The sequence below is a fragment of the Streptomyces deccanensis genome, from assembly GCF_022385335.1.
In the GTDB taxonomy this organism is placed as follows: Bacteria; Actinomycetota; Actinomycetes; order Streptomycetales; family Streptomycetaceae; genus Streptomyces; species Streptomyces deccanensis.
On the sequence record NZ_CP092431.1, the window covers coordinates 4,707,944 to 4,722,204 of the forward strand.

A 14,261-nucleotide genomic window follows, 5' to 3' on the forward strand; every position below is an offset into this window, starting at 1 on the left:
AAAAGATCACCAGGTGTGGGCGACGTCCACCACGACACGGTCCGGCAGCTGGATCACCCGGAACGGCAACCGGGCGCGGACACCGAGGCCGACCTGACTCTGCCCCTCGAAAGTGCCGCCGAACTTGGCGTCCCGGAAGGTGCTGTAGCCACTGAGGTTCACCCCGGGCAGGGCCTTCCCGTACGTCCCGGGATACGTCGGCTCCCCGGCCTCCAGGTCATAACTCCAGGCACCGATCCGGATATCAAGGACCGCCCCACCGGCCACCGATATGTACTCACCCGACGGGTCCGCCTGGAACCGGTCCACGTACTGCACGTGATACCCGACCGAACTGCCCCCACCAGGCACGTCGAACACCATCCGGTCATAGCACTCGTGCCGCCCGGCCCTGACGTCCACCAGATGATCGGCCCCCTGAGCGGCACCCCCCTTGGCCCCACTCCCCCACCCGGTCGGACAGGCAACCGCAGCCCGCGCCCCCTCCACCGCCCCCGCGACCCCCGCGGCCGCCCCCAACCCGGCCCCCGCCAACACGAGCACCGCCGCAACCGCTCCGATCCGCCGCATCCCATCCCCCTGCGTCTCTCCACCCCAACACCGCTGACGCCGAAGAAGACCCCCCGCCCCACCGGAAGGTTGTACGACAGAAAGGGGCAAACCAGGGATTCCCGGCCTCCACTTAAAGAGTCAGTGCGGGCCGGCCGTCGGCACGCACAACAGCCGTCATCCAACACCGCGCAGTCCCCCTGCCCCCGGGCTCGTGCCACCATTCCGATCACGACGCGGTCGACTATCGGCACGCACCGGGAGGGGAAAACCATGGCGAAAGAGCGGCCTTGGAACCGAGCGGAGTACACCACACCCCCAGCGCAGGACGGGCTCAACCTCGGGAACGCCAGCGACGAGGAAGTGCGCGCCTACTGCCTCCAGCGCTCGCGCGCATTCCTGGCCAGAGCGGAGACCACGGAGGCCGCGATAAGCAGTGGCCGCCAACTCGAGATCGCCGCCCAGTACGCGATCATCGCGCAAGCCTTCCGCCCGGGCCCTCAGCCGGAGTGACATCAGCCGCGCGCGGAGGGCCTGCGCAGGCATCCCGGTTCAGCCGCCTATGCGTGGAGCCGCTCGGAAACACGAAAAATCCCAGGTCAGAGCGCATCTGACCTGGGATCGAAGCAGAGCCCCCTGTCGGAATCGAACCGACGACCTCGAGATTACAAGTCACGCGCTCTGGCCAACTGAGCTAAGGGGGCATCGCGCAGACAACATCACGCGCGAAAGCGGCTCCACTCTACACAGAGGCCCTTTCCCGAAGCCATGACGTTTCGCCCGCACCTTGATCGCCCGCAACCTTGTGTAACCGACCGCTCACTCGTTCGTTGATCGACCTGACGTGCTGTTCCGAAGATCGGATCGTCGGGGAGGGGTGGGCGACATGAGGCGGCCTGCTGAGTTGACGAAACTGCAGGCGGTGAACGGCACGGAAGCCGAACGCGTCAAGCGCGACGCCCTCGGTATCGCCGGCCGCCGCAAGCACCACACCCGCAAGGCGACACCGCTCAGGAGCCACACCAAAGAGGCCGACACACACCACCGCGTCTACCGGTTCCGCTTCTATCCGACCATCGAGCAAGCCGAGCAGTTGGGAAGGACTTTCGGCGCCTGCCGCTGGGTCTACAACGAGGGTCTGGCCTTGCGGGCGGCGGCCTGGGAGCAGCATCGGGTGAAGGTCGGGTTCGCTGAATCCTGCCGTGCGCTGACCGGCTGGAAGCGGGTCGAGGACACTGCGTGGCTCAAGGACGTGTCATCGACCGTGCTCCAACAGGCCCTGCGCCACGTCGACCAGGCGTTCACCCGGTTCCTGAACGGCCAGACCAGGTGTCCCGAGCGGAAGAAGAAGGGGAGGTCGCGGGAGTCCGCGATCTACGTGCGCACGGGCTTCAAGTGGGTCGAGGACCCGGCTCTGCCCGGGACCGGTCTGATCACGCTTGCCAAACAGTCCGAGCCACTGCGCATCCGCTGGTCACGGGCACTGCCTGCCGGCGTGGTCCCGGTCCGCTTGTCGGTCACGCGTGACAAAGCCGGACGGTACTTCGTAGCAGCGCTCGTCGAGGAGCGCATCGCGCCACTGGCCGCCGCCTTCCTGCCGGACACCCAGGAGCCGAAGGCTGTGGGACTGGACCTGGGGCTGGCGTCACTCGTCACGCTCGACGACGGAACGAAACTGGATCAACCTCGGCTGTTGAAGCGGTACGCGGAGAAGCTGGCACGGCTCCAGCGCGAACTGCACAACAAGGTGAGGGGATCGAACAACCGGAACAAGGTCCGACAGAGGATCGCCCGCCTCTACACACTCATCTCTGACATGCGCAAAGACATGCTGGACCAGTTCACGACCCGCCTCGTGCGCGAGAACCAAGTGCTCGTCGTGGAGGACCTGTCCATCGTGACCCTGCTGCGTCCGGCCCTCGGCAAGGGCCGACGGCGAAAAGCGAGGCTGAACGAGGCCATCCTCGACGCCGGGTGGGGTGAGCTGCTGCGGCAACTGCACTACAAGTGCGCGTGGTACGGCCGCACCCTGGTGATCGTCGACCGATTCTTCCCTTCAACTCGGCTGTGCTCGGCGTGCCGCTCGAAGGGGCCGAAGATAGACCTTTCGGTACGGGAGTGGACCTGCTCCCCTTGCGGGGCCGTCCATGATCGAGACGTGAATGCCGCCGCGAATCTCCGGGTCGAAGGGATGCGCCTGTACAGGCAGGTGACCGCCGGCTTGCCCCCGGGCACGACGGCGCCGACTGTGATCAGAGCTTCGGAACTGAAGGGGCCTCTACCGACCGCGTGCTAGCGGTCGGCTGCGTCACGGACCGACGGGCCGTCGGCCGGGATGCCTGTGGAGCGTGCGTAGGACCGCTCGGGCTCCCCTCATCAGGGGTGATGCACGCGTGGCAGTGCGCGAAGAAGCAGGAAGCGTCGAAGCAAGGTCAAAAGTGCGGTGCTCTGCCTCCGCCGACGAGAATCACCACGACGACCTCTCCCCCGTCGAAAATTTCCGCGAAGTTCACAGGCGTCCAGGTACTGACAGACCCGGTGAACGGGAGGTACCGTCCTGACCCAATCCACTCCCGTGGACTACACCACCATGGCCCGGCCGTGGTGGATCACCACCTTTACAACGGATCGTCCGGCACGTTCCTGCCGGTGAAGGGGGCCTACGACCCATGGCCACAGTTACGTTCGACAAGGCGACCCGGATCTACCCGGGTTCCACGAAGCCCGCCGTCGACGGTCTCGACATCGAGATCGAGGACGGCGAGTTCCTCGTCCTCGTCGGCCCGTCCGGTTGCGGCAAGTCCACCTCGCTCCGCATGCTCGCGGGGCTCGAGGACGTCAACGGCGGCGCCATCCGCATCGGTGACCGCGACGTCACGCACCTGCCGCCGAAGGACCGGGACATCGCCATGGTGTTCCAGAACTACGCGCTCTACCCGCACATGACCGTCGCCGACAACATGGGCTTCGCCCTGAAGATCGCCGGCGTCAACAAGGCGGAGATCCGGCAGAAGGTCGAGGAGGCCGCGAAGATCCTCGACCTCACCGAGTACCTGGACCGCAAGCCGAAGGCCCTCTCCGGTGGTCAGCGCCAGCGTGTCGCCATGGGTCGCGCCATCGTGCGTGAGCCCCAGGTCTTCCTCATGGACGAGCCGCTGTCGAACCTCGACGCCAAGCTCCGTGTCTCGACCCGTACGCAGATCGCGTCCCTGCAGCGCCGCCTCGGCATCACCACCGTCTACGTCACCCACGACCAGGTCGAGGCCATGACGATGGGCGACCGCGTGGCGGTCCTCAAGGACGGTCTGCTCCAGCAGGTCGACACCCCGCGCAACATGTACGACCGCCCGGCCAACCTCTTCGTCGCCGGCTTCATCGGCTCCCCGGCGATGAACCTGGTCGAGGTCCCGATCACCGACGGCGGTGTGAAGTTCGGCAACAGCGTCGTCCCGGTCAACCGTGACGCCCTCAAGGCCGCCTCCGACAAGGGTGACACCACGGTCACCGTCGGTGTCCGCCCGGAGCACTTCGACATCGTGGAGCACGACGGCGCCGTCGCCTCCGCCCTGTCGAAGGACACCGATGACGCCCCGGCCGGCCTCGCCGTCTCCGTCAACGTCGTCGAGGAGCTCGGCGCCGACGGTTACGTCTACGGCACCGCCGAGGTCGGCGGCGAGACCAAGGACCTCGTGGTCCGCGTCAACGGCCGCCAGGTCCCGGAGAAGGGCGCGACGCTGCACGTCGTCCCGCGTCCGGGCGAGACCCACGTGTTCTCGACCTCGACGGGCGAGCGCCTCACCGACTGATCCCCGACACGGTGGACGCGACCGTTCGCGAAACCACCGGCCCGGGATAAATCACCCAGGTTGACGAAGAAGGCCCCGCAAACCTCTGCGGGGCCTTTTTCCTTGTCGCCAACTACCCCGGCAAATCGGCTCATTTCGACCAGTGTGCGTCAACCCGCCACCTCAAGAACGGCGCTCGCGCATCCCCCATACCGGTGACCCAATGTCGCCATATCACTACCCCGCGCTACCCTCACTCGCGTGAAGCACACCCACACCTACACCCAACGGACGCGGCGCGGCCGCGGTCCCGCCCGCCGGATCGGCCGTTCCCTGGCCCTGGTCCTGCCCGTCGTCCTCGTCCTCTCCGGCACCCTCGCGGTCACCAAGGTCCAATGGACCACCACGGACCCCGACCAATCGGTCCTCGCCGCCTCGGACGTGGCCGAGCTGGACTCCACCGAGCGCACCAAGCACCGCGCCCCGCACGAGGTGCTCCAGGACAAGCTCCTGCTGGAGCTCCAGGACGAGGACCCCGGAGTCGCCCTCACCCACCTCCAGGAAGCGGTGAACGAGCGCCCGTCGCTGGCCAAGCACTGCACCTCCATCGCGCGCGCCCTCGGCCGCGCCGCCGTCCGCGCCTACGGCCCCACCCGGGCCCAGGGCTTCGCCCGCCCCGTCTGCGACACCTCGTACGCGACCGGAGTGGCCGCCCAGTTCGCCTGACCACCCCGGCGACCCACCGGGGCACGCCACCCCGGTGACACCCCCTCCCGCGCCGATCACAGGGCCGTGCTCCCGCGAACGGGGCGCCACGTACAGTTCGGGTCATGACCGATCCGAACGCCGCGTCGCGCCCCGTTCAAGCCGTGGTCCTCGCCGGTGGCCAGGGCTCCCGGCTGCGTCCGTACACCGACGACCGGCCCAAGCCCATGGTCGAGATCCCCGGTACGGGCACGCCGATCATCGGCCATCAGCTCGCCTGGCTCGCCGAGGAGGGCGTGACCGACGTGGTCGTCTCCTGCGGCCATCTCGCCGACGTCCTGCAGAAGTGGCTGGACTCCGCCGACCTCCCGGTCCGCGTCACCACGGTCGTCGAGACGGAGCCCCTGGGCCGAGGCGGGGGCCTCAAGTACGCCGCCGCCCACCTGCCGCACCCCGACCGGCCCTGGTACGCCACCAACGGCGACATCTGGACCCGTTTCTCGCTCCGCGACATGGCGGACTTCCACACCGAGCGCGACGCCGTCGCCACCCTCGCCCTGGCCCGCCCGCGCATCCCCTGGGGCGCCGTGAAGACGGACGGCTTCGGCCGCGTCACGGACTTCATCGAGGCCCCGCCCACCACGTACGAGATCAACGCCGGCGTCTACGTGTTCTCCCCGGAGTTCACCGACCTCCTCCCGGCCCGCGGCGACCACGAACGCACCACGTTCCCCCGCCTCGCCCGAGAACGCCGTCTGGCGGGCTTCCCCCTCCCCCAGGGCGCCTACTGGCGCGCCATCGACACAGCGAAGGACCTGACAGAGGCAGCGAAGGAACTGGCGGCCCAGAACCGCTAGGGGCGCCTTTCGAAGTCACGGCTCTCATAGGGGCGCGGGGAACTGCGCGAGAAGCACCACGCACCCGCAGCCGCCGAGGAAACCCGCTGCCCCGAGCTCCCAGGCGCCTCCTCACACACCAATGGGCCCCGCGTCGCAAAACCTCACGCGGGGCCCATCACCACATCCGTACGACCTACCCGAGCAACCCCCCGACCAGCCCGGGCTGCCCACCGGAGGAGCTCCCCCCGGTGGACCCCCCGGAGGACGTCGCCCCACCGGTCGCCCCGCTGGAAGCGCCCCCGCTGGAACTCGGCCCCGCGGTGGTGCTCGGCGCCTGCTCCACGGGCGCCGACTGCGGCGGCGGCGCCTGCCCGGCCGTCGCCCCCTGCGTCTGGCTCGGCTGCCCCCCGGTCACCGACCCGGTGGACCGCGTGGCCCCCGGCGTGGTGGCCGCCTCCGAAGGCGAAGCCGACGTCGCGCCCGCGGTCGGCGTGTCGGACGCGGACGGGCTGTTCTCGCGCCGCGCGCTCGGCTCACCCGGCAGCGGCGACCCCGGCAGCTCGTTGCGTGGCGCCTCGCCCGGACCGGGAACGACGATCCGGTCGGCGTCCCGCACGGCACCGCCGAGCAGGGACCCCACGAGCAACGTCAGCCCGACGACGATCGCGGTGACGAGCGCGCCCCGGCGCAGTACGTACCGGCGCAGCTCCCAGATGTCGGCGCGCGGCCCGAGCGTGCGCCAGGCGCCGCCCGCGAGCCGTCCGTCGACGGAGTACACCGGCGCGCCCGCGATGATCAGCGGGGACCAGGCGGCGAGGTAGATGATGTCGGGCGTCTCGTAGACGGGGACGGTCTTCCAGCTGACGGTGACGAGCAGCGCGGCCGACAGCAGCGCCCCTACTCCGGCGGCGACCCGCTGCCACAGTCCGAAGACGGTCAGCACTCCGACGATGACCTGGGCGAAGGCGATGACGAGCCCCGAGCCCACCGGGTGTTCGAGGGCGAACTGCCGCAGCGGCTCGGCGACTTCCCACGGGTGCAGCGTGTTCAGCCACTTCACCATGGAGCCGCGCTTGCCGCCGTCGAAGTAGTGCGGGTCGCAGAGCTTGCCCATGCCGGCGTAGATGGAGATGAAGCCGAGGAAGACCCGCAGCGGCAGCAGCACCACGCCGAGGTTCATCCGGCGGCCGGGGTAATAGGCGTGCCGGACGGGCTCGTTGCCGGTCCGGCGTCCGCCACGCCCCTCGTCGCCATCGGCCCGGTCGTCGTACGGGTCCGTGAAGTCGTCGTCCCCGTAGGCGCCTTGACCGGGGCCGTGGCCCGCCGGGTCGTAGCGGGGTTCGTCGTAGGCGCTGTCGACCGTGCGCATGGTGGGGAGCAGCCGGGTGCCGTCGCCGGCGTGGTCGCCGTGCGTGCGCTGGCTGCCGACGATGGGCGTCTCGACCGTCTCGACGGTCAAGTCGGCGCCGTACCGCCCGCTTTCGGAGCCGTAGCGCCCGCCGTCGGTGTCGTAGCCGCCGCCCGTGCCGTCGACGCGGGGGATGACCTGGGTCGAGCCCGTGTCGCCGAGCGGGTCGGGGAGGCCGACGCCTGCGCCGCGCACCGCCTGGAGGAGCCGGTGGGCCCCGGTGTCGTCGGGCGCGGACTTCCCGCTCCAGACGACCGGCGCGCGCCGGCGCCCGGCGGCGGGCGCGCCGGAGCGCCCCGCCGTGCCCACGACGGGGATGCGCGTGGTGTCCTCGGTGGCGCTCAGGTGCCGTGCGATGCGCGGGGACGCCCGCGTGGAGGCGCCCAACTGCACGCGGAAGCTCGCGTGGTTGACAATGACCTGCGCCGGATCGCTCGGCACCTTCACCATGCTCAGCGCGGGAGCGTCGTCGAATCCCGAGTCGAATCCCGACGAACGGTCCCCCGTGGGTGTGCGGGGTGTTCTGGTGTCCACACTCATCTAACCGAGTGACGTGTCGTTAGGACACTGCTTTGACCGCCCCGATCTGTCCGGACCCCGTCAAGGTGATCCAGAACGCCCGGAACCCCCGGTCAGGGCCCTTCTCAGGCCCTGCGGCGCGCCGCCTCGTAGAGCACAACTCCCGCCGCCACACCGGCGTTCAACGACTCCGCCCCACCCGGCATCGGAATCCGCACGCGGAAGTCGCACGCCCCCTCCTGCCTGCCGCCCTCGCACGCTGCGCGGCTTCGGACGGCTGCGCCGGCCTCCGACCGGCGGGCTTCGCCTGCCGACCCCACCGCCATCAAGACCGCCGACGCGCCGCCTCGTACAAGACAACTCCCGCCGCCACACCCGCATTGAGCGACTCCGCCCCACCCGGCATCGGAATCCGCACGCGGAAGTCGCACGTCTCGCCGACGAGGCGGGACAGGCCCTTGCCCTCGCTGCCGACCACGATCACGACGGGTCCCTCCAGGGCCTCCAGCTCGCCCACCTCGGCCTCGCCGTCGGCTGCGAGGCCGACCACGACGACACCGGCCTTCTTGTAGGCCTCCAGCGCGCGCGTGAGGTTGGTGGCGCGCGCGACGGGCGTACGGGCGGCCGTACCGGCGGACGTCTTCCACGCACCGGCGGTCATGCCGGCCGCGCGCCGCTCGGGCACGACGACACCGTGACCGCCGAACGCGGAGACGGACCGGACGACGGCGCCGAGGTTGCGCGGGTCGGTCACCCCGTCGAGGGCGACGATCAGCGGGTCCTCGCCCTCGTCGTACGCGGCGGCCACCAGGTCCTCGGGGTGCGCGTACTCGTACGGCGGGACCTGGAGCACGAGCCCCTGGTGGTTGAGGCCGTTGGTCATGCGGTCCAGCTCGGGGCGGGGCGCCTCCATGAGGTTGATGCCGCCGCGCTCGGCCGCCAGCTGCAGCGCCTCGCGCACCCGCTCGTCGTTGTCGATGAACTGCTGGACGTAGAGCGTCGAGGCGGGCACGCCCTCGCGCAGCGCCTCGACTACGGGGTTGCGCCCGACGACCATCTCGGACGTGCCCTTGCCGCCGCGGCGCGCCACGGGACGGCGCGCGGCCTGCCGCGCCTTGGCGTTGGCGATGCGGTTCGCCTTGTGCTTCTTGCGCATCTCGGCGGGCGGGGTCGGGCCCTTGCCCTCGAGACCCTTGCGCCGCTGGCCGCCACTGCCGACCTGCGCGCCCTTCTTGCCGGACATGCGGCGGTTGTTAGCGGCCATGACCTACCCGTCTCCTGAGAAGCGTGTGCGTACGCGCGGGCGTACGTCGTCGTGTGTACGTAATGCAGTGTGCCGCCCGGAGGCCCGGGCGGCACAATCGATCAAGCGACCGGACGTCCGGCTCAGCGCGGGCCGAGCGTCCAGCGGGGGCCGTCCGGGCTGTCCTCGATGACCAGTCCGGACTGGTTGAGCTGGTCGCGGATGGCGTCGGCGGTGGCCCAGTCCTTGCGGGCGCGCGCCGCCTCCCGCTGCTGGAGGACCAGTCCGACGAGGGTGTCGACGACCCCGTGGAGGTCCTCGCCCCGGTCGGCGCCGTCACCGGCCCAGTGCGCGTCCAGCGGGTCGAGACCCAGGACCCCGAGCATGGCCCGCACCTCGGCGAGCCGTGCCACCGCCTCTTCCTTGTCGTCGGCGGCCAGCGCGCTGTTGCCCTGCCGGACCGTGGTGTGCACGACGGCGAGCGCCTGCGGCACCCCGAGGTCGTCGTCCATGGCCTCGGCGAACGCAGGCGGCACCTCGGCGGCGGGTTCGACGATCCCGCCGGCCTTCTCGACGACCCGCTGCACGAACCCCTCGATCCGGGCGAACGCCGACTCGGCCTCGCGCAGGGCGTCCTCGCTGTACTCGATCATCGACCGGTAGTGCGGGGTGCCCAGGTAGTACCGCAGGACGATGGGCCGCCAGTGCTTGACCATCTCGGAGACGAGGACGCTGTTCCCCAGCGACTTGGACATCTTCTCGCCGCTCATGGTGACCCAGGCGTTGTGCACCCAGTACGTGGCGAAGTCGTCGCCGAAGGCCTTGGCCTGCGCGATCTCGTTCTCGTGGTGCGGGAAGATCAGGTCGAGGCCGCCGCCGTGGATGTCGAAGGCGCTGCCCAGGTACTTGTGCGCCATCGCCGAGCACTCCAGGTGCCAGCCCGGCCGCCCCCGGCCCCAGGGCGTCTCCCAGGTCGGCTCCCCCGGCTTCGCCGACTTCCACATGGCGAAGTCCCGCGGGTCGCGCTTGCCGGTCTCACCCTCGCCGGAGGGCTGGAGCAGGTTGTCCAGCTCCTGGTTGGACAGCTGCAGGTACCCCGGGAAGGACCGCACGTCGAAGTAGACGTTCCCGTCGGCCTCGTAGGCGTGCCCGCGCTCGATCAGCCCGCGCATCATCTCGACCATCTCGGTCACGTGCCCGGTGGCACGCGGCTCGTAGGTCGGCGGCAGGCAACCGAGCACGCCGTAACCGTCGTTGAACGCGCGCTCGTTCTCGTAGCCGATCGACCACCACGGGCGGCCCTGGTCGGCCGACTTCGCGATGATCTTGTCGTCGATGTCCGTGACGTTCCGGACGAACGTCACGTCGTACCCGCGGTACTCGAACCACCGGCGCATGATGTCGAAGTTGAGCCCCGACCGGATGTGCCCGATGTGCGGGGCCGCCTGCACCGTGGCGCCACACAGGTAGATCGAGACACAACCCGGCGTGAGCGGGGCGAAGTCACGGATCTGCCGGGCGCTGGTGTCGTACAGGCGAATAGTCACGCCTCAAGAGTAGTAGCCCATGACCGGTGCCCCGCCCCGATCACCCCAAGCACCACGGTTTCGTGACGTTAGGGAAGACCCGCGCCCCGAACCCCGCCCCGAACCCGCGCCCCGCAAGGGGCGCGGGGAACTGCGCGAGAAGCCCCACCGCCCCGCGCCCGGCAACGCGCCGAAGGGGGGTCGAAGGGGCACAGCCCCTGGAGGACGGGACGGGTAGGGGCGGCCGGGGCGACCCCCCGAGGTCACCCCACGCGAGCGACCAACGCCGTGGCGACGGCCATCAGCCCCTCACCCCGCCCGGGAAACCCCAGCCCATCCGTCGTGGCTCCGGACACCGACACCGGCGCCCCCACCACCTCGGACAGCACCTTCTGCGCCTCGTCCCGCCGCTTCCCGATCTTCGGCCGGCCCCCCACCACCTGCACCGCCACGTTCCCGATGACGAACCCGCCGGCCCGCACGATCCGCGCGGCCTCCGCCAGCAGCGTCACCCCCGACGCGCCGGCCCACTCCGGCCGCCCCGTCCCGAAGTGCTGCCCGAGGTCCCCCATCCCGGCCGCGGAGAAGAGCGCGTTGCACGCGGCGTGCGCCACGACGTCCGCGTCGGAGTGCCCGGCGAGCCCCGGCCCCTCCCCCTCCCACTTCAGCCCGGCGCACCACAGCTCCCGCCCCTCCTCGAAGGCGTGGATGTCGGTACCGATCCCGACCTGCGGCAACACCACGGAACCCGGCAGCGAACCCGGCAGCGACCCGGGCGCCGTCTCAGAACCCATCGTTCAGCCTCCTGCGCGCCAGAACCGCCTCCGCGAGCACCAGGTCCAGCGGCCTGGTCACCTTGAACGCCTCCTCGTGCCCCGGCACGACCACGACGCCGAGCCCGAGCCGCTCCACCATGCTCGCGTCGTCGGTCACCTCCCCGGTGACCGTCTCGTGCGCCCGCACCAGCGTCTCCCGGTCGAACCCCTGCGGCGTCTGCACGGCGCGCAGCCGCGCCCGCTCCGGCGTGGCGACGACCGGCTCCGGCGTCCCGGGCGCGTCCGCCGGCTCGACCTCCTTGACGGTGTCGGCGAGCGGCAGCGCGGGCACCACGGCCGGCGCCCCGTCCCGTACGGCCTCGATGACGGCGTCCACCGTGTCGACGGGCACCAGGGGACGGGCCGCGTCGTGGACGAGGACGATGTCGAAGCCGGGCGGCAGCGCGTCGAGCCCGAGTTTCACCGACTCCTGGCGCGACTCACCGCCGGGTACGACGAGGAAGTCCGTGCGCTCGGGCAGCGCGTGCGCGTCGAGGAGGCTCTTGACCTCGGGGGCGCCGTCGGGCGGCGCGGCCACGATCACCAGGGACACGGCACGGGACGCGGCCATGGCCCGCACCGCGTGGATCAGCATCGGGGTGCCGTTCAGCGCGCGTAGCGCCTTGGGGGCGCCCGGACCGAGGCGTACGCCCCGGCCGGCGGCCGGGATCACGGCCGCCGTACGGGTCGCCGTACCGGTTCCGGAGGGGGAAGGGCGCGATTCGTCAGACATCGGTTCCTGTCAGGTTTGTGTGCTCGGCCTACGTGGGTATGGCCACAGCGTGCCGGGCGCGACACCTTGACCGGACCCTTCCGTGACATCTGGTCGAGCCAGCTGCCCGGGCCCGGCACGCCAAGTACGAGTACCGCGTACTCATGAGCACCGGGGCACGCCAAGTATCGCCAAGTATCAGGGACCCCATCGAGGCGTACGGCATCCGGGTACGAACATGCCGCAGCGCCCGGCGACAACACTTACGTCATCGGGCACCGCGGCATTTCGATGTGCTGTGCTGCTGCACTGAACGGCTGAGCGGGCTGGCTGCCTGCCACAATCAGTTCGAGATGCAGTCAGTTCAGGACGCGAGGACCTCGTCGAGCAGAGCCTCGGCCTTGTCCTCGTTGGTGTTCTCCGCGAGGGCCAGCTCGCTCACCAGGATCTGGCGGGCCTTGGCGAGCATGCGCTTCTCACCGGCGGACAGTCCGCGCTCGCGCTCACGACGCCACAGGTCACGCACGACTTCCGCGACCTTGATGACATCGCCGGAGGCGAGCTTCTCCAGATTTGCCTTGTAGCGACGCGACCAGTTCGTGGGCTCCTCGGCATACGGCGCGCGCAGCACCTCGAAGACCCGGTCCAGGCCGTCCTGACCGACCACATCACGTACGCCGACGAACTCCGCATTGTCCGCTGGCACACGCACCGTCAGGTCGCCCTGAGCGACCTTGAGCACCAAGTAGGTCTTGTCCACGCCTTTGATCTGGCGAGTTTCGATGGCCTCGATCAGCGCGGCCCCGTGATGGGGATAGACCACGGTGTCGCCAACCTTGAACGTCATGTGACAGGTACCCCTTCCGTGGCTATCCAGGGTAACACGGATACGGCGGGTTCTGAATGGCGTTTTCGCAGGTCAGGGCATATCTCGGGGCTTGACAACTGCAACAGGAACGTGCTGCGGGGCCCGAACGGAAGAGGGTATTCGCAGGTGGGAGCGGCTCTCCGGGCGGAGCGAAACGCGTACGTTACACGCATCCGGAGGACGCCGGGAGCATCCTAACGTCCCGCTTTGTCCGACTCCAAGTGTGCGACTTCCGTTACTCCGTTCGGTGCAGGGAGTCGGGTACGAGACGAATCCGGAATTGATCAAGGAGTTCTGTCCACGGGCCCTGTATCGCCGTTACCGGATCGTGTTCTCGCGCTGTTCCGGCGGCGTTCTGGCAGTTGATCGATTTTTCGTGGAGGGGCGCATTCCCCGACGGAAATCCAGGACGCGGCGGCGACGAGATCGACGACGGTTTTGCGAATGCCGGCCGAAGCCGGGCGTGACGTGTCCGTCAATTGCCTCCGGTGACATGTCGGGGACTTGGGGAGGGTCGGGTGCGGCGGCGGCGGGACGGCTCGGTAACCTAAGGCCGCTACAGACCACGTACCGCCCACGTTCTAGGAGTTGCCGCCGCCGTGAGCAGCAGCCTTCGACGCGGCGCCCTCGCCGCCGCCGCCATCGCGTTCTCGATCGCCTCACTCGCCGCGTGCGCCGCCGGCAACAACGCCCAGACGCTGGAGATCAAGCCGGACAACGCGGCCACCAGCGTCGGCGACATCAAGATCCAGAACGCGATCGTGGTCACCCAGCCCGGCACCGAGACCAAGGGCCCCGCCGTGGTCTCCGCGACGCTGTTCAACGCCTCCTCGACCGACCAGACCCTCGACTCCGTCACCGTCGAGGGCGCGGGCACCGTCGAACTCACGCCCGCCAAGGGCAAGGGCAAGGGCGGCAAGGTCGTCGTCCCGGCCGGCGGCTCCGTCATCCTGGGCGGCGAGGGCAACGCCTCCGCCGTCATGGAGACCACCGACGGGGTCAAGGACGGCAACGCCCAGAAGGTCACCTTCGAGTTCAGCGAGACCGGCGAGGTCACCCTGCGCGCCTTCGTGGTCCCCGCCGAGCACTACTTCGAGAAGTGGGGCCCGAGCGACATCCCCGAGGCCCCCGCCACCAGCGCCTCCCCGTCCGAGGAGACCACCGGCTCCCCGTCCCCCGACGGCACGGGCTCGCCGTCCCCCGACGGCACGGCCGCCGAGGAGGAGGGCACCGCCGCCGGCTCGACGGCCTCGCCGTCCGTCTCGGCCTCCGAGGAGACCACGGGCCACTGA

The 14,261-nt window shown here is 70.0% G+C and carries 13 protein-coding genes and 1 tRNA gene; 6 read left to right on the forward strand and 8 right to left on the reverse strand.

Annotation, left to right across the window (positions count from 1 at the left end):
• Positions 1 to 6: 6 nt before the first annotated feature.
• A complete protein-coding gene (locus L3078_RS20930) occupies positions 7 to 570 on the reverse strand; it encodes an AMIN-like domain-containing (lipo)protein (protein WP_239755503.1) in 564 nt (187 codons plus the stop codon).
• Between the two features lie 252 nt (positions 571 to 822).
• Between L3078_RS20930 and L3078_RS20935 the strand changes: the two genes are divergently transcribed.
• Complete coding sequence (locus L3078_RS20935; RefSeq protein ID WP_239755505.1) at positions 823 to 1,062, forward strand: hypothetical protein; 240 nt, start codon at positions 823 to 825, stop codon at positions 1,060 to 1,062.
• A gap of 117 nt (positions 1,063 to 1,179) precedes the next feature.
• Here L3078_RS20935 and L3078_RS20940 read toward each other — a convergent pair.
• A tRNA-Thr gene (locus L3078_RS20940) sits at positions 1,180 to 1,253 on the reverse strand.
• A gap of 182 nt (positions 1,254 to 1,435) precedes the next feature.
• Between L3078_RS20940 and L3078_RS20945 the strand changes: the two genes are divergently transcribed.
• From L3078_RS20945 to L3078_RS20960, 4 genes are all read left to right on the forward strand, one after another.
• On the forward strand, positions 1,436 to 2,845 hold the full coding sequence (locus tag L3078_RS20945; RefSeq protein ID WP_239760400.1) for an RNA-guided endonuclease InsQ/TnpB family protein: 1,410 nt from the start codon (positions 1,436 to 1,438) through the stop codon (positions 2,843 to 2,845).
• Between the two features lie 373 nt (positions 2,846 to 3,218).
• Positions 3,219 to 4,355, forward strand: a complete 1,137-nt coding sequence (locus tag L3078_RS20950) for an ABC transporter ATP-binding protein (protein ID WP_239755507.1) — start codon at positions 3,219 to 3,221, stop codon at positions 4,353 to 4,355.
• A 240-nt stretch (positions 4,356 to 4,595) separates the two neighbouring features.
• Entirely contained in the window at positions 4,596 to 5,060 is a 465-nt protein-coding gene (locus L3078_RS20955) for a hypothetical protein (protein ID WP_239755509.1), read from the forward strand.
• A 104-nt stretch (positions 5,061 to 5,164) separates the two neighbouring features.
• The gene (locus L3078_RS20960) at positions 5,165 to 5,896 is read left to right on the forward strand and encodes a nucleotidyltransferase family protein (protein WP_239755510.1); all 732 of its coding nucleotides are present in this window, start codon (positions 5,165 to 5,167) and stop codon (positions 5,894 to 5,896) included.
• A gap of 175 nt (positions 5,897 to 6,071) precedes the next feature.
• Here the strand turns inward: L3078_RS20960 and L3078_RS20965 are convergent, their stop codons facing one another.
• The 6 genes from L3078_RS20965 to L3078_RS20990 all read right to left on the reverse strand — a co-directional run bounded on the left by L3078_RS20965 (position 6,072) and on the right by L3078_RS20990 (position 12,948).
• The gene (locus L3078_RS20965; protein ID WP_239760401.1) at positions 6,072 to 7,820 is read right to left on the reverse strand and encodes a DoxX family protein; all 1,749 of its coding nucleotides are present in this window, start codon (positions 7,818 to 7,820) and stop codon (positions 6,072 to 6,074) included.
• Positions 7,821 to 8,130: 310 nt separating this feature from the next.
• Entirely contained in the window at positions 8,131 to 9,069 is a 939-nt protein-coding gene (gene rlmB, locus L3078_RS20970; protein ID WP_239755511.1) for a 23S rRNA (guanosine(2251)-2'-O)-methyltransferase RlmB, read from the reverse strand.
• A 122-nt stretch (positions 9,070 to 9,191) separates the two neighbouring features.
• The gene (cysS, locus tag L3078_RS20975) at positions 9,192 to 10,595 is read right to left on the reverse strand and encodes a cysteine--tRNA ligase (protein WP_239755512.1); all 1,404 of its coding nucleotides are present in this window, start codon (positions 10,593 to 10,595) and stop codon (positions 9,192 to 9,194) included.
• Positions 10,596 to 10,837: 242 nt separating this feature from the next.
• Positions 10,838 to 11,368, reverse strand: a complete 531-nt coding sequence (gene ispF, locus L3078_RS20980; RefSeq protein WP_239755513.1) for a 2-C-methyl-D-erythritol 2,4-cyclodiphosphate synthase — start codon at positions 11,366 to 11,368, stop codon at positions 10,838 to 10,840.
• Entirely contained in the window at positions 11,358 to 12,122 is a 765-nt protein-coding gene (ispD, locus tag L3078_RS20985; protein ID WP_239755514.1) for a 2-C-methyl-D-erythritol 4-phosphate cytidylyltransferase, read from the reverse strand. The genes ispF and ispD overlap by 11 nt, the downstream gene beginning before the upstream one ends.
• A gap of 343 nt (positions 12,123 to 12,465) precedes the next feature.
• Positions 12,466 to 12,948 carry a CarD family transcriptional regulator gene (locus L3078_RS20990; RefSeq protein ID WP_003953493.1) on the reverse strand — a complete coding sequence of 161 codons (483 nt, stop codon included), beginning with the start codon at positions 12,946 to 12,948 and terminating at the stop codon, positions 12,466 to 12,468.
• A 620-nt stretch (positions 12,949 to 13,568) separates the two neighbouring features.
• Here L3078_RS20990 and L3078_RS20995 point away from each other — a divergent pair.
• Positions 13,569 to 14,261, forward strand: coding sequence for a copper chaperone PCu(A)C domain-containing protein (locus L3078_RS20995; protein WP_239755516.1), 693 nt, complete (start codon positions 13,569 to 13,571; stop codon positions 14,259 to 14,261).

Excerpts from the sequence above, each read along its gene's own strand:
- rlmB (WP_239755511.1), bottom strand. The coding sequence starts at position 9,069 with ATGGCCGCTAACAACCGCCGCATGTCCGGCAAGAAGGGCGCGCAGGTC.
- L3078_RS20950 (WP_239755507.1), top strand. The coding sequence starts at position 3,219 with ATGGCCACAGTTACGTTCGACAAGGCGACCCGGATCTACCCGGGTTCC.
- L3078_RS20930 (WP_239755503.1), bottom strand. The coding sequence starts at position 570 with ATGCGGCGGATCGGAGCGGTTGCGGCGGTGCTCGTGTTGGCGGGGGCC.
- ispD (WP_239755514.1), bottom strand. The coding sequence starts at position 12,122 with ATGTCTGACGAATCGCGCCCTTCCCCCTCCGGAACCGGTACGGCGACC.
- L3078_RS20945 (WP_239760400.1), top strand. The coding sequence starts at position 1,436 with ATGAGGCGGCCTGCTGAGTTGACGAAACTGCAGGCGGTGAACGGCACG.
- L3078_RS20935 (WP_239755505.1), top strand. The coding sequence starts at position 823 with ATGGCGAAAGAGCGGCCTTGGAACCGAGCGGAGTACACCACACCCCCA.
- L3078_RS20990 (WP_003953493.1), bottom strand. The coding sequence starts at position 12,948 with ATGACGTTCAAGGTTGGCGACACCGTGGTCTATCCCCATCACGGGGCC.
- ispF (WP_239755513.1), bottom strand. The coding sequence starts at position 11,368 with ATGGGTTCTGAGACGGCGCCCGGGTCGCTGCCGGGTTCGCTGCCGGGT.
- L3078_RS20960 (WP_239755510.1), top strand. The coding sequence starts at position 5,165 with ATGACCGATCCGAACGCCGCGTCGCGCCCCGTTCAAGCCGTGGTCCTC.